Genomic DNA, 24,275 nt, shown 5'->3' with positions numbered 1-24,275 from the left:
ACTTACATTTCAATGCAATTAAATATGTTACCATAACCTTTCATTGTTGTCAACGAAAAATATTATAAAAAATACATTATAAATTACATATTAATTTTTTGCAAATTTACAAATAGAATTTTTTGCTTAATATACCTCTAATTTTCTAATAAAAAACCCTATTTACTTTGTTATTTAACATAGGTTGGTTTAATTACGACTATACTCATTTATTACATTTTGTATATAAAATAAAAAAAGAAAAAAGAAGGAGAATTCTCCTTCTTTTTATTATTTCTTTATTATATCAACTGTATGATTTTTTTCGTTAACTTTTATAGCCTCATCTTCACCTAAGTTAGTTATAATAACTGGAGTTATTGTTGATTTAGCATTTTTAGCTATGTAATCTAAATCAGCTTCTACAAGAGTTTGACCCTTTTTAACAACATCTCCCTCTTTAACTAAAGCATTTAAGCCTTGTCCTTTTAATCCAACAGTATCTAATCCTATATGAAGTAATATTTCTCTTCCCTTATCTCCCTTTATAACAATTGCATGTTTTGTTGGGAATACAGTTTCTATAACACCATCAATTGGTGATACAAATTTTCCTTCTGAAGGTTTTATAGCAAAACCTTCACCCATTATTTTTTGTGCAAATACATCATCTGGAACCTTTTCTAGATCTATAACTTCACCTTTTGCTGGTATAAGTAATTCAGATTCTAAACTTCCTGTTGTAACTGCTTCTTCCTTTTTCTCTTCTATTGGTTCACTTTTCTTTTGAGGAATATTTCCAGCTATAACATCCTTAATCTGACCTTTAATTATATCTGATTTAGGTCCAAATATAGCCTGAATATTTTCTCCAACCTGCATAACTCCTGCTGCACCTAATTTTTTAAGTTCGTCAGCATTTACCTTTGAAGTGTCATTAACTATTACTCTTAATCTTGTTATACAAGCATCTAAATTCTTTATGTTTTCTTTTCCACCTAAAGCAGCTAAAATACCTACAGCTAAGCTGTCTCCATTTGAGTCTACATTAACTGAAGATTCATTATCATCTTCTCTACCCGGTGTCTTTAAGTTGAACTTTCTAATCATAAATCTAAATCCAAGATAGTAAATTACTGCAAGTATTAATCCTACAACTATTACTAAATACCATGGTGTTCTATTTGGAATAATTCCAAATAATATAAAGTCTATTAAACCACCTGAGAATGTCATACCAATCTTAACATTTAATATATTCATTACCATAAATGATAATCCAGCAAATACACAGTGAACTCCAAATAAAAGTGGAGCAACAAATAAGAATGAGAACTCAAGAGGTTCTGTTATACCTGTTAAGAATGAAGTTAATGCCGCTGAGGCCATTATACTTCCAACCATAGCTTTCTTTTCCGGCTTAGCTTCTTGATAAATAGCTAAAGCTGCTGCTGGTAATCCAAACATCATAAATGGATATTTACCAGTCATAAATGTTCCTGCTGTAAATTTAAAGCTTGGATCTATTTTTAATATTTCATATAATGATGAATATTGAGCCATGAATATATGTTGGTCTCCCATTACAACTTGATGAGTTATAGGATTTACCCATTCACCAAATTGATACCAGAATGGATTGTACCAAATATGATGTAATCCAAATGGAATTAATGCTCTCTCTATAACTCCAAATATGAATGCCGCTGCATTTCTATTTGCATCTATCATACTCTTTGAGAATATTAATAATCCATTTTGTACTGGTGGCCATATAAATGTCATAGCTATACCAAGTACAATTGCTGCCGCCGCTGTAACTATTGGCACAAATCTTTTTCCTGCAAAGAATCCAAGATATTGTGGTAATTCAATTTTATAGAATTTCTTAAATAAATATGATGCAATAATACCAATAATAATACCGCCAAATACACCTGTTTGAAGTGTAGGAACTCCCATTACATTAGCATACATACCTGCTGTACTTGGATCCGCAACCATATCCGGAGTAATTTTTAAGAATGTACCCATAGTAACATTCATTATTAAAAATCCAACTATTGAAGCAAGTCCTGCTACACCTTCCCCATCAGTTAATCCAACTGCAACTCCAACTGCAAACAATAATGCAAGGTTTCCAAAGATTATGTCTCCTGACTTTTCCATAACTGAAATAAATATTTGGAATCCATTAGAACCTAATGCTGGTAAATACTTTAATAAAGCTGGGTTTCTTAAAGCATTACCTATACCAAGCAAAAGTCCTGCCGCTGGTAATAGTGCAACTGGTAACATAAGAGCTTTTCCTACTCTTTGTAATACACCAAAAACTTTTTTCATACCTATTCTCCCTTCAGAATTTCTTATTAATTTATAAAAATAAAGACCTAGTTATATAAAAGCATAAAAGGACATAAGTATCCCGTATTTATACTTTCATATATCTAGGTCTTGCCTGCACTATCAGTAACAATCCTATTTATTAATTTTTGTTATTAGTAACTCTATAAATATGCATAGTTAAATATACTATCTCATCATTTCCTATTTCATATTCATATCTCTTCATTATATATTCTTTAATCTTTAAACTACATTTATAAGCCTTGTTATAATTATCTTTTATAAGATCTATAAAACAATTATCTGCAATAAGATGTTGTTTATCTGAAATAACTCTCTTTGCAAAATATTTAAGATGTGTTAATAATCTATCATAGTTTAAGTCTTCTTCTATAAACTCTAGAGAATAATAATATCTTATTATATTTAATATATCCTTTACTATATTTGTCATAATATAAGATTCCTTCATATTGTCATTATAAGTAGCGTTTACAATATGAAATGCTATGAATCCTGCTTCATCTATAGGTAATTCAATATTAAATTCTTTATTTATGTAATCTATAGCCCATAAACCTATTTGAAATTCAGCCCTATGAACTCTTCTTATTTCCTCTAATAAAGTGTTTTTAACTAATATATTATTTTCTAATCTTTTAACTGCAAAAGCCAAATGATCTGATAAAGATAGGTAAATATGTTCATCTAATTTATGGTTCAATACTTTTTCTGCATGTTTTACAATAATATCTACAGATTCAAGCATATTAACAGGGATTTCATTAACAAGCACCTTAAATTTTGAAACTACAGTTTCATCACTTATAGTAAAAATTTTTTCTATTTTTTCTTTATCTATTGCTTGCCCTATCTTTTTTTTAAATCCCAAGCCACTACCCATTAGAATTTTTTCTTTTTTGGTTTTGGGATCTATAGTAATAACAACATTGTTATTTAAAATTTTTTCGATTATCATAAAGACCCCTCTAAAATTTTATATTTTTAGATATTTTTACAATAATAAAATACCTAAATTAAAATAATAAGCTTAAAATTATTTTAAGTAATTATTACTTTAACTTAGGTATTGCCTGCATAACCAGTAACAATCCTTACTTTGTAAATTCATAAGCCCATTATAACTATTTTTTACTTAAGTGTCAATAATAATTATTCATTTAAAATTCCAATTATTATTTCTAAAAACATAAATGATTATATATATAAAAAATAAAATATTTTTGAATTATATATAAACAATTATTAAATTATAGCTTGCCATTATTATAAATATTTAAATCTTTTATAATTTAAATATAAATTTATTTTATCCATCTGATTTTAAATACCTATATATTTAAATTAGAAATGATTGTAAAATAATAAATTAAGCCTTCCTTTATATATTATATATAATATCATCTTCAATAATCAATAAATCTTTATAAAAATAATAAATAAGACACCCTTTTTAGGGTGTCTTAAAAACTACTTAAAGTAAAATTATTTTACTTCTACAGTAGCTCCAACTTCAGCTAACTTAGTCTTTATAGCTTCAGCGTCATCTTTTGAAACGCCTTCTTTAAGTGTCTTAGGAGCTCCGTCAACTATTTCTTTAGCTTCTTTTAATCCTAATCCAGTTATTTCTCTTACAGCTTTTATAACTTTGATTTTTTCTGATCCAGCGTTAGCTAATACTACGTCAAATTCAGTTTTTTCTTCTGCAGCAGCACCTGCAGCAGCACCTGCAACAGCAACTGGAGCAGCAGCGCTTACTCCAAATTCTTCTTCACAAGCTTCAACTAATTCGTTTAATTCTAAAACGCTCATACCTTTTATAGCTTCTATGATTTGTTCTTTTGTCATGATTTAGCACCTCCGAAATTTCTTTCTTTCATTCATTATAAATATGTTTGTTTTTCTATTACTATATATTGAGATTATTCAGCAGATTCTGCTTCTTTCTTCTCTTTTATAGCATTTATTAAGTATGCAAAGTTTGATACTGGAGCCTTGAAGCTTCCAAGTAATTTTGCAATAAGAACTTCTTTTGATGGTATTGATGCAAGTTGTTTAACCTTAGCTTCATCAAATATTGCTCCATCTACTATACCAGCTTTTAATTCAAGCTTCTTGTGAGCTTTAGCGAAATCATTAAGTACTCTTGCTGGAGCTGTAGCATCTTCATATCCAAATGCTATTGAAACAGGTCCTTCTAAGTATTCAACTATTCCGTCTAATCCTAGCTCTTTAGCAGCTAATGTAACTAAAGTATTTTTATATACCTTATATTCAACACCAGCTTCTCTTAAGTTCTTTCTTAGTTGAGTATCTTCTTCAACAGATAATCCTTGATATTTAGCAAGTATTACTGATTGAGATTTCTCTAACTTTTCTTTGATTTCTGCAACCTTAGCTTCTTTTAATTGTCTATTCTTGTTTGCCACTGTGTGTCCACCTCCTCACAGTCTAAAACTGCTTTGTTATATTAAGAAAGGTCTTCCCGTAGACGCAGGAAGACCCATTACAATCACATGTATCGGAACCCTCGGTAGGTTGATTTACGTTATGCCTCTGCACCTACTGTCTACGGAAGTTTTATTCAATTTCACAACGTATTTCATTATACCAAAGGATTAAATCCCTGTCAACAAAAAATTACTCTAAAACTTTTGTTGGGTTAACCTTTGCTCCTGGTCCCATTGTAGCTGCTACTGATACAGATTTTATATATTGTCCTTTAGCAGCTGCTGGTTTAGCCTTAACTAAAGCTTCCATTAATGCGTGGAAGTTTTGAGTTAATTTTTCAGCTCCAAATGAAGCCTTTCCAATTGGGCAGTGAACTATAGCAGTTTTATCAACTCTATATTCAACTTTACCAGCTTTTATTTCAGCGATAGCTTTTGCTACGTCAAATGTAACTGTACCTGATTTTGGGTTTGGCATTAATCCCTTAGGTCCTAATACTCTACCTAATCTTCCAACTACACCCATCATATCTGGAGTAGCAACAACTACATCGTAGTCAAACCAGTTTTCACCTTGAATTTTTGTTACTAATTCTTCAGCTCCAACAAAGTCAGCTCCTGCTTCTTGAGCTTCTTTAGCTTTTTCGCCTCTAGCGAAAACTAAAACTTTAACTGATCTACCAGTTCCGTTTGGAAGAACTACAGCTCCTCTAACTTGTTGATCAGCATGTCTTGGGTCAACCCCTAATCTAACGTGTAATTCAACTGTTTCATCGAATTTAGCTTTAGCAGTTTTAACACATAATTCTAAAGCTTCTGCTGGAGTGTATAAAGCGTTTCTATCAATTAACTTTGCACTTTCAACGTATTTCTTTCCCATTATTTTGCCTCCTCTGTGGTATTAACGGTTAGTACCTCCCACCAATTTAGTAAATTATTATTCTACTACTACGCCCATGCTCTTAGCTGTACCTTCGATCATGCTCATTGCAGTTTCGATTGTTGCAGCATTTAAATCTGGCATTTTTAATTCAGCAATTTTTCTAATTTGCTCCTTAGTGATCTTTCCAACTTTAGTTCTGTTTGGAACTCCTGAGCCGCTCTTTAATCCTATCTCTTTTTTGATAAGAACTGCAGCTGGAGGAGTCTTTAATATAAAGCTGAATGATCTATCTTGGTAAACTGTGATAACTACTGGAATTATTAATCCAGCCTTATCTGCAGTCTTTGCATTGAATTCCTTACAGAATCCCATTATATTTACACCGTGTTGTCCTAGTGCTGGACCAACTGGTGGTGCTGGTGTTGCTTTTCCTGCAGCAAGTTGAAGTTTTATCATTCCTGTTACTTTCTTAGCCATGAGTTATTCCTCCTATACTGTGGTAATTTCGGACTCACGTCCTCCCACTTACTTAAGACGTTAGTCTGATTTTAATCTAATTTTTCTATTTGATTGAAGTCTAATTCGGCAAGAGTTTCTCTTCCGAACATATCAACCAAGGCTTTAACCTTGTGTTTCTCAGGATTTATCTCCTGAATTATTGCACTGAAATCCTTAATAGGTCCAGATGTAATCATTATTGTTTCTCCTACCTCCAAGTCAACATCTATTGGAGTATCCATAACCCCCATAGAATCTACCTCTTCATCGGTAAGAGGTACTGGCTTTGATCCTGGTCCTACGAATCCAGTAACTCCTCTTGTATTTCTTACGACATACCAAGAGTCATCTGTCATCACCATTTTTACCAACACATATCCTGGAAATTTCTTTTTAAGAGTTATTTTTTGTTTTCCATCTTTTTCTTCAATAACTTCTTCCATAGGAACTTGTATATCATGTATAAATGAATATAAGTTTCTATTCTCTATGGTTTTTTCAAGGTTAGCTTTAACCTTGTTTTCATAGCCAGAATATGTGTGTACCACGTACCATCTAGCTTTTTCACTCATATTACATACGGATGAATAAATATATCATCCAAACCTCCCTTTTTACTACTTAAGTTTTAAGACAAAATCTAAGAGGTTTTTGAAAATAAAGTCGAATCCGCCTACTAATATGATGAATATTAGTGCGAAAACAATTACCGCTATAATTGCCTTTTTTGTTTCTTCTTTAGAAGGCCAAGTTATTCTTCTAACTTCTGCCTTAACCTCTCTAAAAAAACCTATAACGCCTGCCTTGTTAGGTGCAGACTCCTTCACTTTCCCATTTACAGCCATTGAATTCACATCCTTAAGATGATATTAACATTTACAACGAACCCTTAAACTATTTAGTTTCTCTGTGAGTAGTGTGTTTCTTACAGAATCTGCAATATTTCTTCATTTCTAATCTATCTGGGTCGTTCTTTTTGTTTTTCATTGAGTTGTAGTTTCTTTGCTTGCATTCAGTACATGCTAAAGTTATTTTTACTCTCACGATCTGCACCTCCAGTTTATTTATATAGGTATATAAATACCTTATTATATTCGCGTTTCTTCTAATGTTACTAAATTAACTTATCACAATTATTAATGTATGTCAAGAATTAAGTACTATGTAAAGGACTAGGCTATTAGACCCAGTCCTTACACAAATTAGTATTACTCTATTATTTTAGTAACAACTCCTGAACCTACTGTTCTTCCGCCTTCTCTTATAGCGAATCTTAATCCTTCGTCCATTGCTACTGGAGTTATTAATTCAACGTTCATGTCGATGTGGTCTCCAGGCATTACCATTTCCATTCCTTCTGGTAACTTGATTGATCCTGTTACGTCTGTTGTTCTGAAATAGAATTGTGGTCTGTATCCATCAAAGAATGGTGTATGTCTTCCACCTTCTTCTTTCTTAAGTACGTATACTTGACCTACGAACTTGCTATGTGGGTGTACTGAACCTGGTTTTGATAATACTTGACCTCTTTCGATTTCTGTTCTTTGGATTCCTCTTAATAGAGCTCCTATATTATCTCCAGCTTGTGCTTCATCTAGTAACTTTCTGAACATTTCTATTCCTGTTACTACTGTCTTCTTCTTATCTGGGCTTAATCCTACTACTTCTACTTCGTCTCCAACGTGAAGAATTCCTCTTTCAACTCTTCCTGTTGCAACTGTTCCTCTACCAGTGATTGTAAATACGTCTTCTACTGGCATTAAGAATGGCTTATCTGTTGCTCTTTCTGGTGTTGGGATGTAGCTATCTACTGCTTCCATTAACTCTAATATTGGAGCTATTGATTTTTCATCTGTTGGGTTTTCTAATGCTACTAATGCTGATCCTTTTATTACTGGAATGTCATCTCCTGGGAAGTTGTATTCGCTTAATAATTCTCTAACTTCCATTTCAACTAATTCTAATAACTCTTCGTCATCTACCATATCTGCTTTGTTTAAGAATACTACGATGTAGTCAACTCCAACTCTTGATGCTAGTAGTATGTGCTCTCTTGTTTGTGGCATTGGACCATCTGCTGCTGATACAACTAAGATTGCTCCATCCATTTGTGCTGCTCCTGTTATCATATTCTTTACATAGTCAGCGTGGCCTGGGCAGTCTACGTGAGCATAGTGTCTGTTCTCTGTTTCATACTCAACGTGTGCTGTATTGATTGTGATTCCTCTTTCTTTTTCTTCTGGTGCCTTATCTATTTCGTCGTACTTGAACGCATCTGCAAATCCTCTGTTTGCTAATACTGTTGTTATTGCTGCTGTTAATGTTGTTTTACCGTGGTCAACGTGTCCTATTGTTCCAATGTTAACGTGTGGTTTACTTCTTTCAAATTTAGCTTTTGACATTGTAAATTCCTCCTTTTGTTCTAATAAACCTTGCCTAGCGTTTTGCTTTTCTATATTTATATTATAAATGGAGCTCACGATCGGGATTGAACCGACGACCTCCGCCTTACCAAGGCGACGCTCTGCCTACTGAGCTACGTGAGCAATTAAGTTATGTATTGATACCAATAACTTATACCAATTATAAAGTTTACTAGCATTTTGTTTTTTTGTCAATATTTTTTGTTTAATATTTTACTTGTTATTAAAGCATTTTTCAAGCTTTCTTTTTACCCTTTGAAGGGCGTTATCTATCGACTTTGCATGTCTATCTAAATCACAAGCTATTTCTTGATATGACTTACCATCTAAGTAAGACATTAATACTTCCATCTCTAAATCAGAAAGTACTTTTTCCATCTCTTTTTCTATATGACTCATTTCCTCTTTACTTATTACCATCTCTTCTGGATCTGATATTTTAAGTTCAGATATAACATCTAGCAAAGTTCTCTCTGATTCTTCTTCATATATGGGCTTATTTAAAGATACATAAGTATTTAAAGGTATATGCTTTTGCCTTGTGGCAGTTTTTATAGCTGTAATAATTTGCCTTGTAATGCATAATTCTGCAAAAGCTTTAAATGACGTAAGTTTATCAGTCTTATAATCCCTTATAGCCTTATAAAGTCCAATCATACCTTCTTGATATATATCTTCTTTATCGGCACCTATTAGGAAATATGACCTAGCCTTTGATTTAACAAAGTTTTCATACTTATTTATTAAATAATCTTGAGCTAAATTATCGCCCATTTTTGCTTCTACTACTATTTCTTCATCGCTTTTTTCTTTAAATTCATCAAAGCTATGTCTCATGCAACCCACACAACTCCTCCCCTTAAGCTACCGATAATTTAAACATATATAACATGTTAAATTAAGATTTTATTATTTTGAAAAGGAATGAAAACTATAAACAATCATTCCAAAAATGAAATTATACTTTAATTATTTTCCTCTTCTTATACTTTCTAACTTAGTCCAAACACTTTCATCTAATCTATCTTCTAGCAAATTTTTCTTACTATCTCTATTGCACTTTTCTGTTTTGCTTCTTATTATATCCTCTATATTTAACACTTCATTATAAAATTCTAAAGAAGACATTCTTATTGCTCCTCTTTGAAATATAGTTTGTTGCTCTAACCAATCAGATGTAACTACAGTAACTTCTACTTTTTTTCCGATTTCATCCATAGTTCTTTCTATAAATGCATCTGCTGTTTCTCCATCCTTTGTAAATACTATAGTTATATTTCCTTCTGTTTGCTTATTTTCCATATTTCCTTTAACTTTATGTGCATCAAAAACAAGATATATTTTGCAATGATTAAAAGTGGCGTAATTATGAAGTACATCTAAAAGTTCTTTTCTAGCTGAATCATAGTTATAGTCTTTTATTTTTTTTAATTTTGGCCAACTATGTATAACATTATAACCATCTATAAAAATATATTTCAATTTGATCACTCTACTTCTATAAAATTCTACTTCATTCTTGACTTTAACACCTCATACATCATTATACCACCAGCTACTGATGCATTTAAAGAGTTTATTTTACCAACCATAGGAATTTTTACAAGTATATCACATTTTTTTATTGTTAATTTTGACATACCCTTTCCTTCACTACCTATGACTATAGCGCAAGGTCCTTTAAAATCAGTTTGATAACTATAAGACTTTCCTGCTATATCTGCACCATAAACCCATATTCCTTTTGCTTTTAACATATCTAAAGTAGCATTTATATTAGTAACTTTAGCTACTTTCATATGTTCTATAGCTCCAGCTGAAGATTTATAAACTGTTTGAGTTATTCCAACATTTCTTCTCTTTGGAATTATAACACCATGAACTCCACATAATTCTGCTGTTCTTATTATAGAACCTAAGTTATGAGGATCTTCTAATTCATCTAAAACTATTATAAAAGGATCTTCGCCTCTTTTTTTTGCTAAAGCTAAAATATCTTCTACTTCTGAATATTTATAAGGTGTAACAATAGCTATAACTCCTTGATGAGCTCCAGTTTCACTATATGAATCTAGTTTTCTTCTATCTACTTCTTTTATTACTATTCTTCTTTCTTTAGCTAAAGCTATAATTTTACCTATAGATCCTTCTGTATTTCCTTTAGCTATAAGTAAATTTTCTATAGTTCTATCTGATTTTAATGCTTCTATAACTGCATTTCTTCCTTCTATTATATCTTCTCTTATTGAAGGTTCTGCTTTTTCAGTTTTTTCTACTTCTCTTCTACCTCTTTTATTTTTTTCATCTTTTGCAAATTTTTCATATTTTTTAAGTTCTTCTCTTTTTCTAAGATCTTCATTTCTTCTCATTCTTTGTACACTTTTAGTCATACATTCAACTCCTAATTATTTATTGTTTTATAAATTACTTCTCATTTGTTCCAAGATACATTTCTCTCATTTCTTTAACCATACCACAAGTCATTTTACCTTCCGGACAAGGACCCTTTACACAATTTGGACCTGCATACTTAAATAATGTTGGTGCTATCTTTTTCACTTCTTTTAACATTTCATTAGCCATTTGTCTTATTTCCCACTGAGCTCTTGTACAGCATCTATGATTGAAAAAGTTTATAAGACTTCTTGCGTTCATTGTAAAAACAACTTTTGTTTCACAAGCATTAGGAAATACATATCTAGCATCTTCTATGGCTTTTTTTTCTGCGTTCTTTTCATTAAGTCCATTATTAATATAATCTTTTTTTAGTATTTCTACTAATTTATCATAAGCTTTTTGATCTGATTCCATTTGATTTATGAAAATCTTCTTAGCTTCTTCATTACCTTCAATCGCTGGAGGAACTATATATTCAAATTGATTTAATTTTACATATCTTTGAGACTGTTGAGAATAAGACGCTATTCTATGTCTAACTAATTGATGACTTAAACTTCTTGAAACTCCTTCAACTCCAAAAGTAAAATTTACATGTTCTATAGGTGATTGATGTCCCAATGACATAAGCATGTTTAAAAATTTAGTAGTATTTTCTTCATTTAAATCTTCCATTATGTTTTCTACACCCACTGAACTATAACAAAGCTTAGCTGCTGCAGCTATAGTTTTTTCAGGCTCTGGTGTATATTGAATTAATTTAACTTTTAACCCCATTAATGTTCCTCCTTATTTTCTTCTTTACTATTATTTATTATTTCTATACTTTTATTAAGTACAAATTCTAGCCTCTTCTTATCATTAATTAAATATAAATATCCAACTAAAGCTTCAAATCCTGTCGCTGCCCTATAATCCCTAACATCTGCATTTTTAGGTACAGTATAAGATTTTGTATTTCTCCCTCTCTTATATATAGCTATTTCTTCCTCTGTTAAATCTTTTTCTAAAGAAACAATTATATCACTTTGAGCTTTTGCTTTAACATATCCAATAGCTTTTACATGGATTTTGTGAGCTGAAAGTTCTGTATTTTTACTTAATATATAATTTCTTATAAACACTTCATAAACAGCATCTCCAACTAAAGCTAACTGAAGCGGATTAAGCATTCTAGCTTCCGCTTTATTGTATATTTTATATAAAAGATTTTCCTCCATAATAAACTCCTTTTTATAATTACATAAGTTAATTAAGTTACCTATCTGATACTTTAACATAAAACCAATAAAATATCATTAAAATAAAACGTATGGTAAAAATTTATATAGGCATTGACTTATAACAATAAAGTCAATGCCTATAATTATAACATTAAATTATTTAATAGATATTAATCCGCCTTTTTCCATCTTACTCCTTGTGGAGTATCTTCTAAAACTATTCCTCTAGCTTTTAAATCATCTCTAATCTTATCTGCTAAAGCCCAATCTCTATCTTTTCTAGCTTTTTGTCTGTCTTCTATAAGCTTTTCTATTTCTTCTTCTAGAGTTCCTTTTGTTGATTTTTGAAGTATACCCAAAGGATAGCCTAGTTCTCTAACTAATTCTAAAGCTTTTTCAGCAACTTCTTTTGATGAATTAATTGTTATATTAGTATTTATATCTTTAATTAAATCAAATAATACTGATATAGCATCTGCTGTATTAAAATCATCATCCATTTTTTCTATAAATCTTTCTCTATATTTTGAAAGACCATTTATATATTCTTTTTCGCTCTCTGTAATTTCCTTTTTATCTACTTCATTAATTAAATTTTCAAGGTTAGAAACTCCATTATAAAGTCTTTCCATAGATGCTTTAGCAGATTCTAATAACTCTTCGCTAAAGTTAAGCTGAACTCTATAGTGTCCTGATAATAATAAGAACCTAATAACATCTGCATCGTATTTTTCTAAAATTTCTCTTGCCGTAAAGAAATTATTTAATGATTTTGACATCTTTTGGTTATTTACATTTACAAAGGCACTATGTAACCAATAGTTTGCAAATGGTTTTCCTGTTAGTGCTTCACTTTGAGCAATTTCATTTTCATGATGTGGAAATGCTAAGTCAGAACCTCCAGCATGTATATCTATAGTATCTCCTAGTATATCCTTAGCCATACATGAGCACTCTATATGCCAACCTGGTCTTCCCTTTCCCCAAGGACAATCCCATGAAGGTTCTTCTGGTTTTGCAGATTTCCAAATAGCAAAATCCATAGGATCTTTCTTTCTTTCATCTATATTTATTCTTACTCCTGCTTGTAAATCTTCAAGATTTTGTCCTGAAAGTTTACCATACTCTTTAAACTTTTTAGTTGAAAAGTATACATCTCCATCTATTTCATATGCATATCCTTTTTCTATAAGAGCTGATACAAAATCTATAATTTTATTTATATATTCTGTAGCTCTTGGATTAACAGTGGCTCTTTCTATATTTAATCCATCTGCATCTTTATAATATTCAGCTATATATCTATCTCCAAGTTCCTTTACTGTAGTTCCTTCAGCATTAGCCTTTTTTATCATTTTATCATCTATATCAGTAAAATTTTGAACAAATTTAACCGTATATCCCCTATATTCTAGATATCTTCTTATTGTATCGAATACTACAAAGGTTCTTCCATTACCTATATGAAAGAAATTGTATACTGTTGGTCCACAAACATACATTTTAACCTCACCTGGAACCAGTGGTATAAATTCTTCTTTTTTTCTAGTTAAAGTGTTATATACCTTCATTCTTTTTGCCCTCCTATACATCCTATACAAATTAATCTTAAAATTATTTATTAAATTGTTCTTTTACTTTATTATATACATCTTCTATATTTATAACTTCAATATCATCAGAATTTCTAAGTTTAAATTCTACTTGACCTTCATTTATTTTCTTTCCTACAGTAACCCTCATTGGCATACCCATAAGATCAGAGTCTTTAAATTTAACTCCAGCTCTTTCATTTCTATCATCCATAATAACTTCTATTCCCATAGATTTTAATTTATTATAGATTTCTTCTGCAACTTTCATTTGATTTTCATCTTTTATATTTACTGGAATGATTGAAACATGATATGGAGCTACTGATAATGGCCAAATAATTCCATTATCATCATGATGCTGTTCTATAATTGAAGCTAAAGTTCTAGTTACTCCTATTCCATAACATCCCATAATAAATGGCTTGCTTTCTCCATTTTCATCTATAAAATTAGCTCCCATAGCTTCTGAATACTTAGTTCCTAATTTGAATATGTGACCTACTTCTGTTCCCCTAGCTATTGTTATTTCAGCACCACAATGAGGACACTTTTCTCCTATAGTTATGTTTCTAAAATCTCCAACAGTACCTTCAAAATCTCTTCCATAATTAACATTTTCTATATGATATCCTGTTTCATTAGCACCAACTATAAAATTAAACATATTAGCTACTTCATTATCAACTAATAATTCATCAACCTTTATTCCTATTGGTCCTGCAAATCCAACTTCTGCATTAGTAGCATTTTTAACCTCTTCTGCATTAGCCATAGAAAGTTCAGTCACTCCACCTAAAGCATTAGAAACTTTAGTTTCATTAACTTCTCTATCTCCTCTTACCATAACAGCTACTATTTTTCCATCTGCATTAAATATTAATGTTTTTGCAAATTTCTTATCTGTTGTGTTGAAGAACTTAACCAAATCTTCTATTGTTTTAGCATTTGGAGTTTCTACCTTATTTACTTTTTTTAATTCTTCTTTCCCCATAGTTTCTGGAGTTGATACAGCTTTTTCTATATTTGCAGCATAATCACAAGCTGTGCAGAATACTATGTCATCTTCTCCAACTTCTGATTTAACCATAAATTCTGCTGAGTTTGATCCACCTATAGCACCTGAATCAGCTTCAACACATTTAGCATCTAATCCACATTTATTAAATATATTTACATATGCATCATGCATTTTATTAAATGATAAATCTAATCCTTCATTGTCCTTATCAAAGCTATAAGCATCTTTCATTATGAATTCTCTTGATCTCATAACTCCAAATCTTGGTCTTCTTTCATCTCTATACTTTGTTTGGATTTGATAAAGATTCACTGGTAATTGCTTATATGATTTTATTTCATTTCTAGCTATATCAGTAAATACTTCCTCATGTGTTGGTCCTAAGCAAAAATCTCTATCATTTCTATCTTTTACTCTAAACATTTCTGCTCCATATGCATCCCATCTTCCTGATTCTTTCCATAATTCTGATGGAATCATAGCTGAAGCCAAAAATTCTTGTGCTCCTGTAGCATCCATTTCTTCCCTTATTATGGTTTCAACATTTTTTAATGCTTTTAATCCTAATGGCATATAATTATATATACCTGAAGCCATTTTTCTCATTAATCCTGCTCTTAACATTAGCTTATGACTTGCTATTTCTGCTTCTGCTGGAACTTCTCTTAAAGTTAACATTAACATCTTTGACATTTTCATAGAAAATTTCCTCCTAATATCTTTATGTAATTCACTATTTTTCTATTAAAAAAAGTTCGCCTAATAAATTAATATTAGGGCGAACTTATATAATCGCGGTACCACCTAAATTTGTACTCTAAGTTATGATAACAGTTTAAAACCGATAGTTTTTACCTATAGCTCCGAAGTAGGTTCAAAACAGTTGAAAATCTCTCAGCCTTAGAATCTTCTCTCTGTATAGTAGTTTCTACTAGTCTTCATCATTGCTTATTATATTAAATTTGTTTATATTAAATTATAACTACTGTTAAAAATGCTGTCAATATACTACTATTTTTTAGAAAACCAATTGGCTAATATTAAATCTTCCGGTGTTGTTATTTTTATGTTTGTATAATCTCCTTCAAAAAGATATACTTTATTATTAAAATACTCTACCACCATAGTATCATCTGTAACCATTACTTTTTCTTTTCTAATTTTCTCATGACATTCTTTAATTAATTTATAATTAAAACATTGAGGAGTCTGAACCGCAACTAAGTTGCTTCTCTCTGGTGTTTCCTTAGAAAATCCATCCTTAGATTTTATTTTTATAGTATCTTTAGGCATAACTCCAGGTGCTGCGGCATTATACTCCTTAGCATACTTTATACCTTCCTTTATTATTCTCTCCGATACGAAAGGTCTTGCACCATCATGAATTAAAACCACATCACAATGTTCTAAAACATTTAATCCATTATATACTGAATCCTGCCTTTCGTTTCCGCCTTCTACTATAAAGTCAACATCTAAACAATATTTTTTTAATACTTCTCTTTTGCAATATTCAATCTCATCTTTAGGAAGAACAAGAACTATCTGGTCTATACTTTTACATTGTTTAAAGGCTTTTAAAGTATAATAAATTATAGGCTTATTATTAATCTCAATAAACTGCTTACTAATATCCTTACCCATTCTTTTACCTTTTCCACCTGCTAAAATTACTGCACAAACCTTACTCATTTTAAGTATCCTTCCTTATTCGTCTTTTTGTCTTGCAAATATCATTCTTCCTGCAGCAGTTTGAAGTACAGATGTTACTATTACAGTAACTTGTTCTCCTATAAACTTTCTTCCGCCTTCGACCACAATCATAGTACCATCATCTAAATAAGCTACTCCTTGGCCAGATTCTTTACCATCTTTTACAATTGTTAATGTCATCTCTTCTCCCGGTAAAACAACAGGCTTTATAGCATTAGCTAGCTCATTTATATTAAGCACTGGAACTCCTTGAAATTCTGCTACTTTATTTAAATTATAGTCATTAGTTACAACTTTACCATCTAGCTTTTGTGCAAGTTTTAATAACTTGCTATCTACCTCTTGGATTTCTGGAAAATCACCTTCCCAAATCTTAACTTCTATACTTAATTCTTTTTGAATTTTATTAAGTATATCAAGCCCTCTTCTTCCTCTATTTCTTTTTAATCCATCTGAAGAATCAGATATATGTCTTAATTCATCTAAAACAAAACTTGGTATAACTAAAGGTCCTTCAACAAATCCTGTTTGGCATATATCAAAAATTCTTCCGTCTATTATAACTGATGTATCTAACACTTTTGATATACCTTTTACAGTATTTTTAGGATGCTTTTTTTCTTTGTTTGCAGATCTTCTCCATCCTTCAAATAAAGCTATTATATCATCCTTCTTTTTTACAGCTATATCTGCATCTATTATAACTGCTAAAAGGTTAAATAATATAAATATTACTGGAGCTATTACATCACTTATTTTATTAAATATCTTATTAAAAGGTAACATTATTAATGATGCAATTATTAAGGAAATTATTGCACCTATAGCCCCTAAAAATATTTCTACAGCTGGTAACTTTTGAGCACTTTTTTCTATCTTGTCTATTATTTTTTCCAAGCCTTTGTATAATAACGGAGATATAAAAAAAAGAATGAGTCCAGGAATAACAGTTATCAAAATATATAATATTACAATAGTTACAGGTTTGTTTAGTATTGCAATAGACTTAATATATTCAAAGTTAAACATTGAATCTGCTGCTAAAAATCCAACTACCAACCCTATTAGAGTTAAAATTGTCCTAAAAAACTTTTTTAACACTATATTCACCTCCTATTTCTAATTATTTCCAAAAATATTAAAATAAATTCCCCATTAGAAAATTTATTTTCAACACTGTACTTATGGTTATTATACCATATTGAAAATTATTCTTACATAAATAAATCTTAAATTATATACCAACTAATGATTTATTTTCCTGAAAAATACCCCCTATTAAATTTATTGATTTTATTTTATTATTTAAACAAGATAAGCTTGTTGACAAAATTATCTGAAAATTATTATAATAGTGACAGTCATATTTTGGAAAGGAGTTAAGACTTATGAAAGATGTTATTTTTGATCATTACCAAAATTCAATAAACGAATCACTATTAAGGCATAAAAGTATTTTAGATATATTAAGCAAATATCAAGAATCTCAAAGCCGAGTTAATAGAGCTATTTGTAAAGCAGTTACTAATTGTGGTTGTATTACAATAAATGCAGAAAAACAAAACACTCTAGATAACTATTCCCTTGATGATTTAAATCAATGCTTAAATACACATCTTAATGGTGAGTTATGTGATAATTGTAGAGAAATCATTGAACAAGAAATTGGCAATAATCTATTTTATTTAACTTCTTTATGTGATACTCTTAATTTAAATTTATATGATATATTATTAAAAGAATACGATAAAATAAACACATTAGGAAAATTTACATTTCGATAAAATTTATTGGCTGTAAAAAGTTTATTATACTTTTATAATGCAGCCTTTTTTTATTCTATGTTTAAAGTCCCAAGGAATGATAATTCTAGAATTATCATTCCTTGGGACTTTAAACTTAAAAGATTTAACTACTATCTACAATAATTGCTTATTTAAAGATACCTGTTCCTTTATTCTTCTTAGACCATTTTTTATCGCTCTAGCTCTAGCTTCACCTATACCTTCAACTTTATCTAAATCTTCTATGTTTGCCTCTAATATAGATTTTAATTCTTTGAAATGCTTTATTAAATTATCCATTACTGTTGAAGGAATTCTTGGTACTTTATTAATTATTCTATATCCTCTTGGAGAAATAAGTGTATCTACTAATGATACTGAAATATACCCCATTTCTTTAGCTATTAAATCAAGTTCTAAAAGTTCTTCTGAACTTAATAATTGAATTTCCTTATATATCTCATTGTAATCTAAATCCTCTTTACAGTAGTCTCTTATTAAAAGAATTCCATCTTGCTCTATAAACTTAACAAGCTCATTTAATTGCATAGAGATTAATCTACCTTCATTTCCAAGTTCTACAATATATCTTTCTATCTCTCCAACTATCCTCATTACCATTTCAGTTCTTTGTATTGCAGTAACTACATCAAATAAAGTTACTAAATCTTGAAATTCTAAAAGATTTAAATTATTTATAACTTTATCTAATACTGATACATATTTTTCAAGAGTTTGTATAGCTTGATTAGCTCTAGCAAGTATAACGCTCGTATCTCTTAAAACATACTTTAAATCACCTTTATATATAGTTATTATATTTCTTCTTTGAGAAATAGCAATTGTAATTTGACCTGTTTGTCTTGCAACTCTTTGAGCAGTTCTATGTCTAGTTCCAGTTTCGAAGGTTGGAGTTGATGCATCTGGTACTAACTGAGTATTAGCAGATACTATCCTTTTTAAATCACTACTTAGAACAATAGCTCCATCCATTTTAGCTAATTCATAAATATAAGATGGAGTATACTCTGCATTAATTTTAAAACCGCCATCAACAATTCTCATAATATCTTCATTATCACCAAATACTATAAGCCCACCAGTTTTCGCTCTTAAAATATTTTCAAGTCCCTCTCTTAATTGTGTTCCTGGTCCTAAAATTTTTAAAATATCTTTTATTTCCTTATCGCTTTCTATCCTCATAACAGTTCACCCAATTCATGAAAAAATCTTATTTATCGCTTCCTTTAAAGTATTTACCCCAATTATATTTAAACTATCTTTATTAACCTTATCTTTATTTCTTTTTGGTATTATGACATTTTTGAATCCCATTTTTTCTGCCTCATTAACTAGCCTATCACAAGCTCCTATTGGTCTAATTTCTCCAGTAAGCCCTACTTCCCCAATTACTACTGTCTGCTCTAAAGTTATAGTTCTACTTTTGGCTGATGAAATTAAAGCTAAGGCGATACCTAAATCTGCCGTTGTACCATCAATACTTAACCCCCCTACAACATTTATATAAACATCACTACTATAGAAAGGTATTTTTAACTTTTTTTCTAAAACTGCTAATATTAAGTTTAACCTGCCATTATCCACTCCAACAGAAGTTCTTCTTGGCATTATCGCTTTAGTTTCTGTAACAAGAGCTTGAATTTCAACTAAAAGTGGTCGAGTACCTTCCATAAGTCCAATTACAACAGATCCTTCCTGATTAAAACTAGTATCCTGTAAAAACATACTTGAAGGATCATATATTTCTATAAGGCCTTCTTCTCTCATTTCAAATACACCTATTTCAGAAGTTGTTCCGAACCTGTTTTTCATAGTCCTAAGTATTCTAAATTCCTCTGTCCTTTCTCCTTCAAAGATAAGTACAGTATCAACCATATGCTCTAAAACTCTAGGACCTGCTAGTTCACCTTGTTTTGTAACATGAGCTACTATAAATAAAGGTATTCCCTTGCTCTTTCCTATTCTCATAATAGAATTAGAACATTCTCTAACCTGAGATACACTTCCTGGAGCAGAAGTTACACTATCTTTATATATTGTTTGTATTGAGTCTATTATTACAAATTTAGGATCTATATCATCTATTAAAACTTCAATTACATCCATGTTAGTTTCAGAAATTATATATAAATTATTACTATTTATTCCTAATCTTTCTGCTCTAATTTTAATTTGCTCTTCAGACTCCTCTCCGGATACATATAATACTTTACCATATTTAATAGATATATTATTTGCTGTTTGTAAAAGTAATGTTGATTTTCCTATTCCAGGATCACCTGATATAAGTGTTAAAGAGCCTTTTACTAAACCTCCACCTAAAACTCTATTAAGTTCTTTAATACCTGTATTATATCTCTCCTTCTCTCCAGATTTTATATCATTTATAGCTTTTACTTCTGGAATATTTCTTAATGACTTAACTAATTTATCACCCTTAGTCTCTTTTACTTCTTCAACTAAAGTATTCCATTGATTGCAATTAGGACATTTACCCATCCACTTAGGACTTTCATATCCACATTGTTGGCATATATAGAGAGTTTTTATCTTTGCCATTAATTTCACTCCATTATTTTTTAAATATATTTATATTATTTTCCATTTTTTTATATACTAAACAATAAATATATTATCATAAAACACTATTAAATTGCATTAAAAACCTTACTTATATTATACTAAATTTTTATTAAATTAAATAATAAAAAAACTCAGCTTTTAAAAATTTTAAAAACTGAGTTAAGTTCACAAAAATATTAGTGTCAAAAAATTACTTTAAATCTTTAGCAGCGTCTTTATCTATAATAACTACTACATCTCTATGCATTTGAAGCATTGAAGCTGGAACCTGTGTTGTTATTTTACCATTTACTAATTTATTTATTATATCAGCTTTACTCTCTCCACTAGCAATAAGTAAAATCTTTTTAGCTTTCATTATTCCACCAAGCCCCATTGTAATAGCCTTTTTAGGAACCTCATCTATTGAATCAAAAAATCTTGCATTTGCTTTTATAGTTCCTTCCTTTAAATCAGTTAAATGAGTTCCAAGACTTAATGAATCCGCTGGCTCATTAAATCCGATGTGACCATTATTACCTATTCCTAATAACTGAATATCTATACCACCAAGCTTAGAAATTCTTTCATCGTATTCCCTACATTCTTTTTCTATATCATTAGCTAATCCATTAGGAACAAAAGTTTTTGATTTATCTATATTTATATGATTAAATAAATTATTATTCATGAAATATCTATAACTTTGGTCATGCTCTCCACTTAAACCTACATATTCATCTAAATTCACAGTAGTAACCTTAGAAAAATCAACTTCTCCTAATTCATTCATTCTAATTAAATCTTTATACATTCCAATTGGAGTTCCTCCAGTTGCTAATCCTAAAACTGCATTAGGCTTATTATTTATATAATCAGCCATTTCTTTTGCTGCTAAATTGCTCATTTCATCATAATTTTTTGCCACTATAACTCTCATCGTATTCTTCCCTCTCTCCTTGAAATATTAACTTCTAAATCATATTTGTCTGATCTATATATAGCCTCTTCAACAAATAAAACTTTATTCTCACTAGTAAATGTCTTTGAATAAGTTTTTAGTAATGGTACTTCCTTATCTAAATTAAATAGTTCTTTATAATAATCATCCATTATTATCGCTTTAATAGATGCCTCTGAATGATTAATTATGTACCCAAACTCCTCAAATAAATTAAATAAAGATCCTCTTACTCTTTCCTCGTTTATATATCCACAATAGTCACAAGGTATATAAACTATCTCATTAGCTATGTTTTCTCCATCAACTATTCTCATTCTGTTTATTTTATAAAGTTTGTCAAAAGAAAAGGTATCCATAAGTTCTTCTGGATTATCTATAATTTTAAACTCTAAAACTTTTGTTTCTAGTTTTCTTCCTGACTTTTTTATTATTTCAGAAAAACTCATCATATCCATTTGCTTAACTTTAGGATCACATACAAAAGTTCCTTTGCCCTTTTCTCTAACTAATATACCATCTTGAACAAGCTCTCCTAATGCTTGTCTTATAGTCATTCTACTAACTCCATATCCTTCTGATAGCTCTCTTTCACTATCTATACATTGACCAACTTGCCATACACCTTCTGCAATTTTTCTTTTTATATCTTCCTTTAGTTGATAATATACTGGGATAGGACTACTCTTATCTATCATTTTTTTATTCCTCACCTTCATTATAATAAATTCCTCTTTACTTGTCTAGACCACTATACATCATTTATGTATTTTTAACTTTAATTTTAATTGTTTTTTTATCAAACTTATGAAAATATTTGTAAAATAAAATAGTTGCAATTAAGTACATTAAAGCAGTTATAAAGTAAGGTACCTCATACCCATAAGGTAAATTAGCCATAATAAATCCACCTAAGGCTGTACTTAAAGCTCTAAATAAATTATTGCTTATATTGTTTATACTAGCAAAAATACTTCTCTCATCCTTATTTATAAGTTCCATCGTCATAGCCCCTACAACAGGCCCTGTCATATTCATAAGTCCATTTCTTATAAATAGTGCTATAGCTACAATATAAATATTAGGTGGTAATGCTATTAACATCAAAAATGGTATAGATATTATTTGACATATATTTATGGTTTTTACTCTACCTAATTTTCTAGCCATTATAGGAGTTATCAATCCTCCAATTCCCATTGAAAGTTGAGAGAATGCCATTATTAATCCTATTTGATCTGTAGTTGCATTCGCTTTATATTTTAAATATACATTAAAATATGGAACTACAAGACCTGCTCCGAATCCAATAATTGCATTGTATATTAAAAATTTTGATGGATATTTTTTAGTAGATACCTTTATAAGTTCACTAAAGAATTGATGATAATCTTTTATAATATTAATATCATCATTTTCTTTTATATTATATACAAATAAACATCCTATTAGTCCAACTATACCACATAATATTATTGTATATCTTAAAGCTATTATACTACCAAAAATCATTTCTATTTTTCTTGATGCATTTCCAAAAACAAAATATCCAAACATAGTTGAAAATACATTAACAGCAAAAGCATAACTAAATAATTTTAATCTTGTTTTTTCATTACTATTTTCCATAAAAAAAGGTCCTTCTGATACAACAATGAATCCATTTACTGCACCTTGAAGGATTGAAAATAATAATATATTCCATCTGTTACTTGAAATACCTTGAAAAATTATAAATATAGGAGTAAAAAGCATAGCAAGGATTATTCCTTTTTTCTTACCTATATTAGTAACAATTAAAGCACAAGGTATAGAAGATAATGCTATAGCTGCTGTTTTTGTGCTCAGAATAAATCCTAAAAAACTTTCTTCAATTCCTAATTCCTTTATATAAAGTCCTTGTATCATACTAAAAGCACCAGAACATATGTAAAAGAAAACTATACCATATAAATACATTCTTGCATTTTTAGAATACTCTTTTTCAACACTTTTTCCCCTTTTTAAAAGTACTTTTAGCCCCCTTTTTAATCTGTATAACATTTTTACACGCCCCTTATTATTTATAAAATTATTATACTATACCCATTTTTTTATTTCTACTTGCTAATAAGTTAATGTTTTTCTTAATAAAAGAATAAATATCTTAAAACTTCTAATACTAAGATTAAAAGTATATAAGGAGTGATTATTTTGAGTATTTATTCTCAAATTGATATGTCAAAAATAGGTTCTAAAAATCCCCTTAAAGATAAAAAAAACAATAATATTTTAAATCAATTTTCTAACTCATATGGAAAGGATGAAATGAATAATTTTATAATAAACTCTAATTTAGAAAATAATAATTCTATTAAATAATTTTGTAATTTTTTCAATTATAAATAATATATATTAAAGG

At 29.7% G+C, this 24,275-nt stretch carries 26 protein-coding genes, 1 tRNA gene and 1 other annotated feature; of the genes, 2 read left to right on the top strand and 25 right to left on the bottom strand.

Annotation, left to right across the window (positions count from 1 at the left end; translation table 11 throughout):
* Positions 1-270 precede the first annotated feature (270 nt).
* From ptsG to BUA70_RS02290, 20 genes are all read right to left on the bottom strand, one after another.
* The gene (ptsG, locus tag BUA70_RS02385) at positions 271-2,322 is read right to left on the bottom strand and encodes a glucose-specific PTS transporter subunit IIBC (RefSeq protein WP_072892632.1); all 2,052 of its coding nucleotides are present in this window, start codon (positions 2,320-2,322) and stop codon (positions 271-273) included.
* A gap of 142 nt (positions 2,323-2,464) precedes the next feature.
* Positions 2,465-3,304 carry a BglG family transcription antiterminator LicT gene (gene licT / locus BUA70_RS02380; protein WP_072892629.1) on the bottom strand — a complete coding sequence of 280 codons (840 nt, stop codon included), beginning with the start codon at positions 3,302-3,304 and terminating at the stop codon, positions 2,465-2,467.
* Positions 3,305-3,831: 527 nt separating this feature from the next.
* Positions 3,832-4,194 (bottom strand): 50S ribosomal protein L7/L12, encoded by a 363-nt coding sequence (rplL, locus tag BUA70_RS02375; protein WP_072892627.1) that lies wholly within the window; start codon positions 4,192-4,194, stop codon positions 3,832-3,834.
* A gap of 74 nt (positions 4,195-4,268) precedes the next feature.
* Positions 4,269-4,775, bottom strand: coding sequence for a 50S ribosomal protein L10 (rplJ, locus tag BUA70_RS02370; RefSeq protein WP_072892625.1), 507 nt, complete (start codon positions 4,773-4,775; stop codon positions 4,269-4,271).
* A 34-nt stretch (positions 4,776-4,809) separates the two neighbouring features.
* Positions 4,810-4,939 (bottom strand) — a sequence feature (ribosomal protein L10 leader region).
* A gap of 47 nt (positions 4,940-4,986) precedes the next feature.
* Complete coding sequence (rplA, locus tag BUA70_RS02365; RefSeq protein WP_072892623.1) at positions 4,987-5,676, bottom strand: 50S ribosomal protein L1; 690 nt, start codon at positions 5,674-5,676, stop codon at positions 4,987-4,989.
* A gap of 57 nt (positions 5,677-5,733) precedes the next feature.
* Positions 5,734-6,156, bottom strand: a complete 423-nt coding sequence (rplK, locus tag BUA70_RS02360; RefSeq protein ID WP_072892621.1) for a 50S ribosomal protein L11 — start codon at positions 6,154-6,156, stop codon at positions 5,734-5,736.
* Positions 6,157-6,227: 71 nt separating this feature from the next.
* Positions 6,228-6,749: a transcription termination/antitermination protein NusG gene (gene nusG, locus BUA70_RS02355; RefSeq protein WP_072892618.1), complete on the bottom strand. Its 522-nt coding sequence runs from the start codon at positions 6,747-6,749 to the stop codon at positions 6,228-6,230.
* Between the two features lie 45 nt (positions 6,750-6,794).
* On the bottom strand, positions 6,795-7,022 hold the full coding sequence (gene secE / locus BUA70_RS02350; RefSeq protein ID WP_072892617.1) for a preprotein translocase subunit SecE: 228 nt from the start codon (positions 7,020-7,022) through the stop codon (positions 6,795-6,797).
* A 49-nt stretch (positions 7,023-7,071) separates the two neighbouring features.
* Positions 7,072-7,221, bottom strand: coding sequence for a 50S ribosomal protein L33 (rpmG, locus tag BUA70_RS02345; protein WP_072892616.1), 150 nt, complete (start codon positions 7,219-7,221; stop codon positions 7,072-7,074).
* Between the two features lie 164 nt (positions 7,222-7,385).
* Complete coding sequence (gene tuf / locus BUA70_RS02340) at positions 7,386-8,579, bottom strand: elongation factor Tu (RefSeq protein ID WP_072892615.1); 1,194 nt, start codon at positions 8,577-8,579, stop codon at positions 7,386-7,388.
* 68 nt (positions 8,580-8,647) lie between these two features.
* Positions 8,648-8,723, bottom strand: a tRNA-Thr gene (locus tag BUA70_RS02335).
* 90 nt (positions 8,724-8,813) lie between these two features.
* Entirely contained in the window at positions 8,814-9,437 is a 624-nt protein-coding gene (gene sigH / locus BUA70_RS02330) for an RNA polymerase sporulation sigma factor SigH (RefSeq protein WP_072892912.1), read from the bottom strand.
* Positions 9,438-9,569: 132 nt separating this feature from the next.
* A complete protein-coding gene (locus BUA70_RS02325; RefSeq protein ID WP_072892614.1) occupies positions 9,570-10,082 on the bottom strand; it encodes an NYN domain-containing protein in 513 nt (170 codons plus the stop codon).
* 26 nt (positions 10,083-10,108) lie between these two features.
* Positions 10,109-10,990: a 23S rRNA (guanosine(2251)-2'-O)-methyltransferase RlmB gene (gene rlmB / locus BUA70_RS02320; protein ID WP_072892613.1), complete on the bottom strand. Its 882-nt coding sequence runs from the start codon at positions 10,988-10,990 to the stop codon at positions 10,109-10,111.
* Between the two features lie 34 nt (positions 10,991-11,024).
* On the bottom strand, positions 11,025-11,774 hold the full coding sequence (gene thyX, locus BUA70_RS02315; RefSeq protein WP_072892612.1) for an FAD-dependent thymidylate synthase: 750 nt from the start codon (positions 11,772-11,774) through the stop codon (positions 11,025-11,027).
* Entirely contained in the window at positions 11,774-12,217 is a 444-nt protein-coding gene (locus tag BUA70_RS02310) for a Mini-ribonuclease 3 (protein WP_072892611.1), read from the bottom strand. The genes thyX and BUA70_RS02310 overlap by 1 nt, the downstream gene beginning before the upstream one ends.
* A gap of 173 nt (positions 12,218-12,390) precedes the next feature.
* Entirely contained in the window at positions 12,391-13,791 is a 1,401-nt protein-coding gene (gene cysS / locus BUA70_RS02305; RefSeq protein WP_072892610.1) for a cysteine--tRNA ligase, read from the bottom strand.
* A 43-nt stretch (positions 13,792-13,834) separates the two neighbouring features.
* A complete protein-coding gene (locus tag BUA70_RS02300; protein ID WP_072892609.1) occupies positions 13,835-15,532 on the bottom strand; it encodes a proline--tRNA ligase in 1,698 nt (565 codons plus the stop codon).
* A 312-nt stretch (positions 15,533-15,844) separates the two neighbouring features.
* Positions 15,845-16,525, bottom strand: a complete 681-nt coding sequence (gene ispD, locus BUA70_RS02295) for a 2-C-methyl-D-erythritol 4-phosphate cytidylyltransferase (RefSeq protein ID WP_072892608.1) — start codon at positions 16,523-16,525, stop codon at positions 15,845-15,847.
* Between the two features lie 15 nt (positions 16,526-16,540).
* Complete coding sequence (locus tag BUA70_RS02290; RefSeq protein ID WP_072892607.1) at positions 16,541-17,647, bottom strand: PIN/TRAM domain-containing protein; 1,107 nt, start codon at positions 17,645-17,647, stop codon at positions 16,541-16,543.
* Between the two features lie 287 nt (positions 17,648-17,934).
* Between BUA70_RS02290 and BUA70_RS02285 the strand changes: the two genes are divergently transcribed.
* A complete protein-coding gene (locus BUA70_RS02285) occupies positions 17,935-18,330 on the top strand; it encodes a nucleoside triphosphate pyrophosphohydrolase family protein (protein ID WP_072892606.1) in 396 nt (131 codons plus the stop codon).
* 135 nt (positions 18,331-18,465) lie between these two features.
* On the opposite strand, the gene disA is transcribed toward BUA70_RS02285, so the two are convergent.
* From disA to BUA70_RS02260, 5 genes are all read right to left on the bottom strand, one after another.
* Entirely contained in the window at positions 18,466-19,533 is a 1,068-nt protein-coding gene (gene disA, locus BUA70_RS02280) for a DNA integrity scanning diadenylate cyclase DisA (RefSeq protein WP_072892605.1), read from the bottom strand.
* Between the two features lie 15 nt (positions 19,534-19,548).
* Positions 19,549-20,910 carry a DNA repair protein RadA gene (radA, locus tag BUA70_RS02275; protein WP_072892604.1) on the bottom strand — a complete coding sequence of 454 codons (1,362 nt, stop codon included), beginning with the start codon at positions 20,908-20,910 and terminating at the stop codon, positions 19,549-19,551.
* Positions 20,911-21,124: 214 nt separating this feature from the next.
* Positions 21,125-21,853 carry a glucosamine-6-phosphate deaminase gene (gene nagB, locus BUA70_RS02270; RefSeq protein ID WP_072892603.1) on the bottom strand — a complete coding sequence of 243 codons (729 nt, stop codon included), beginning with the start codon at positions 21,851-21,853 and terminating at the stop codon, positions 21,125-21,127.
* Complete coding sequence (locus BUA70_RS02265; RefSeq protein ID WP_072892910.1) at positions 21,850-22,572, bottom strand: GntR family transcriptional regulator; 723 nt, start codon at positions 22,570-22,572, stop codon at positions 21,850-21,852. The genes nagB and BUA70_RS02265 overlap by 4 nt, the downstream gene beginning before the upstream one ends.
* A gap of 64 nt (positions 22,573-22,636) precedes the next feature.
* A complete protein-coding gene (locus tag BUA70_RS02260) occupies positions 22,637-23,917 on the bottom strand; it encodes an MFS transporter (protein WP_072892602.1) in 1,281 nt (426 codons plus the stop codon).
* A gap of 150 nt (positions 23,918-24,067) precedes the next feature.
* Between BUA70_RS02260 and BUA70_RS13015 the strand changes: the two genes are divergently transcribed.
* A complete protein-coding gene (locus BUA70_RS13015) occupies positions 24,068-24,235 on the top strand; it encodes a hypothetical protein (protein ID WP_159429631.1) in 168 nt (55 codons plus the stop codon).
* Positions 24,236-24,275 lie beyond the last annotated feature (40 nt).

The organism is Clostridium fallax (genome assembly GCF_900129365.1).
GTDB lineage: Bacteria > Bacillota > Clostridia > Clostridiales > Clostridiaceae > Clostridium_AH > Clostridium_AH fallax.
Note: the sequence above shows the minus strand (reverse complement) of the source record. Positions and strands in the feature narration are given on the sequence as shown.

Excerpts from the sequence above, each read along its gene's own strand:
- ptsG (WP_072892632.1), bottom strand. The coding sequence starts at position 2,322 with ATGAAAAAAGTTTTTGGTGTATTACAAAGAGTAGGAAAAGCTCTTATG.
- licT (WP_072892629.1), bottom strand. The coding sequence starts at position 3,304 with ATGATAATCGAAAAAATTTTAAATAACAATGTTGTTATTACTATAGAT.
- rplL (WP_072892627.1), bottom strand. The coding sequence starts at position 4,194 with ATGACAAAAGAACAAATCATAGAAGCTATAAAAGGTATGAGCGTTTTA.
- rplA (WP_072892623.1), bottom strand. The coding sequence starts at position 5,676 with ATGGGAAAGAAATACGTTGAAAGTGCAAAGTTAATTGATAGAAACGCT.
- rplK (WP_072892621.1), bottom strand. The coding sequence starts at position 6,156 with ATGGCTAAGAAAGTAACAGGAATGATAAAACTTCAACTTGCTGCAGGA.
- nusG (WP_072892618.1), bottom strand. The coding sequence starts at position 6,749 with ATGAGTGAAAAAGCTAGATGGTACGTGGTACACACATATTCTGGCTAT.
- secE (WP_072892617.1), bottom strand. The coding sequence starts at position 7,022 with ATGGCTGTAAATGGGAAAGTGAAGGAGTCTGCACCTAACAAGGCAGGC.
- tuf (WP_072892615.1), bottom strand. The coding sequence starts at position 8,579 with ATGTCAAAAGCTAAATTTGAAAGAAGTAAACCACACGTTAACATTGGA.
- sigH (WP_072892912.1), bottom strand. The coding sequence starts at position 9,437 with ATGAGACATAGCTTTGATGAATTTAAAGAAAAAAGCGATGAAGAAATA.
- rlmB (WP_072892613.1), bottom strand. The coding sequence starts at position 10,990 with ATGACTAAAAGTGTACAAAGAATGAGAAGAAATGAAGATCTTAGAAAA.
- thyX (WP_072892612.1), bottom strand. The coding sequence starts at position 11,774 with ATGGGGTTAAAAGTTAAATTAATTCAATATACACCAGAGCCTGAAAAA.
- BUA70_RS02310 (WP_072892611.1), bottom strand. The coding sequence starts at position 12,217 with ATGGAGGAAAATCTTTTATATAAAATATACAATAAAGCGGAAGCTAGA.
- cysS (WP_072892610.1), bottom strand. The coding sequence starts at position 13,791 with ATGAAGGTATATAACACTTTAACTAGAAAAAAAGAAGAATTTATACCA.
- BUA70_RS02300 (WP_072892609.1), bottom strand. The coding sequence starts at position 15,532 with ATGAAAATGTCAAAGATGTTAATGTTAACTTTAAGAGAAGTTCCAGCA.
- ispD (WP_072892608.1), bottom strand. The coding sequence starts at position 16,525 with ATGAGTAAGGTTTGTGCAGTAATTTTAGCAGGTGGAAAAGGTAAAAGA.
- BUA70_RS02285 (WP_072892606.1), top strand. The coding sequence starts at position 17,935 with ATGAAAGATGTTATTTTTGATCATTACCAAAATTCAATAAACGAATCA.
- disA (WP_072892605.1), bottom strand. The coding sequence starts at position 19,533 with ATGAGGATAGAAAGCGATAAGGAAATAAAAGATATTTTAAAAATTTTA.
- radA (WP_072892604.1), bottom strand. The coding sequence starts at position 20,910 with ATGGCAAAGATAAAAACTCTCTATATATGCCAACAATGTGGATATGAA.
- nagB (WP_072892603.1), bottom strand. The coding sequence starts at position 21,853 with ATGAGAGTTATAGTGGCAAAAAATTATGATGAAATGAGCAATTTAGCA.
- BUA70_RS02265 (WP_072892910.1), bottom strand. The coding sequence starts at position 22,572 with ATGATAGATAAGAGTAGTCCTATCCCAGTATATTATCAACTAAAGGAA.
- BUA70_RS02260 (WP_072892602.1), bottom strand. The coding sequence starts at position 23,917 with ATGTTATACAGATTAAAAAGGGGGCTAAAAGTACTTTTAAAAAGGGGA.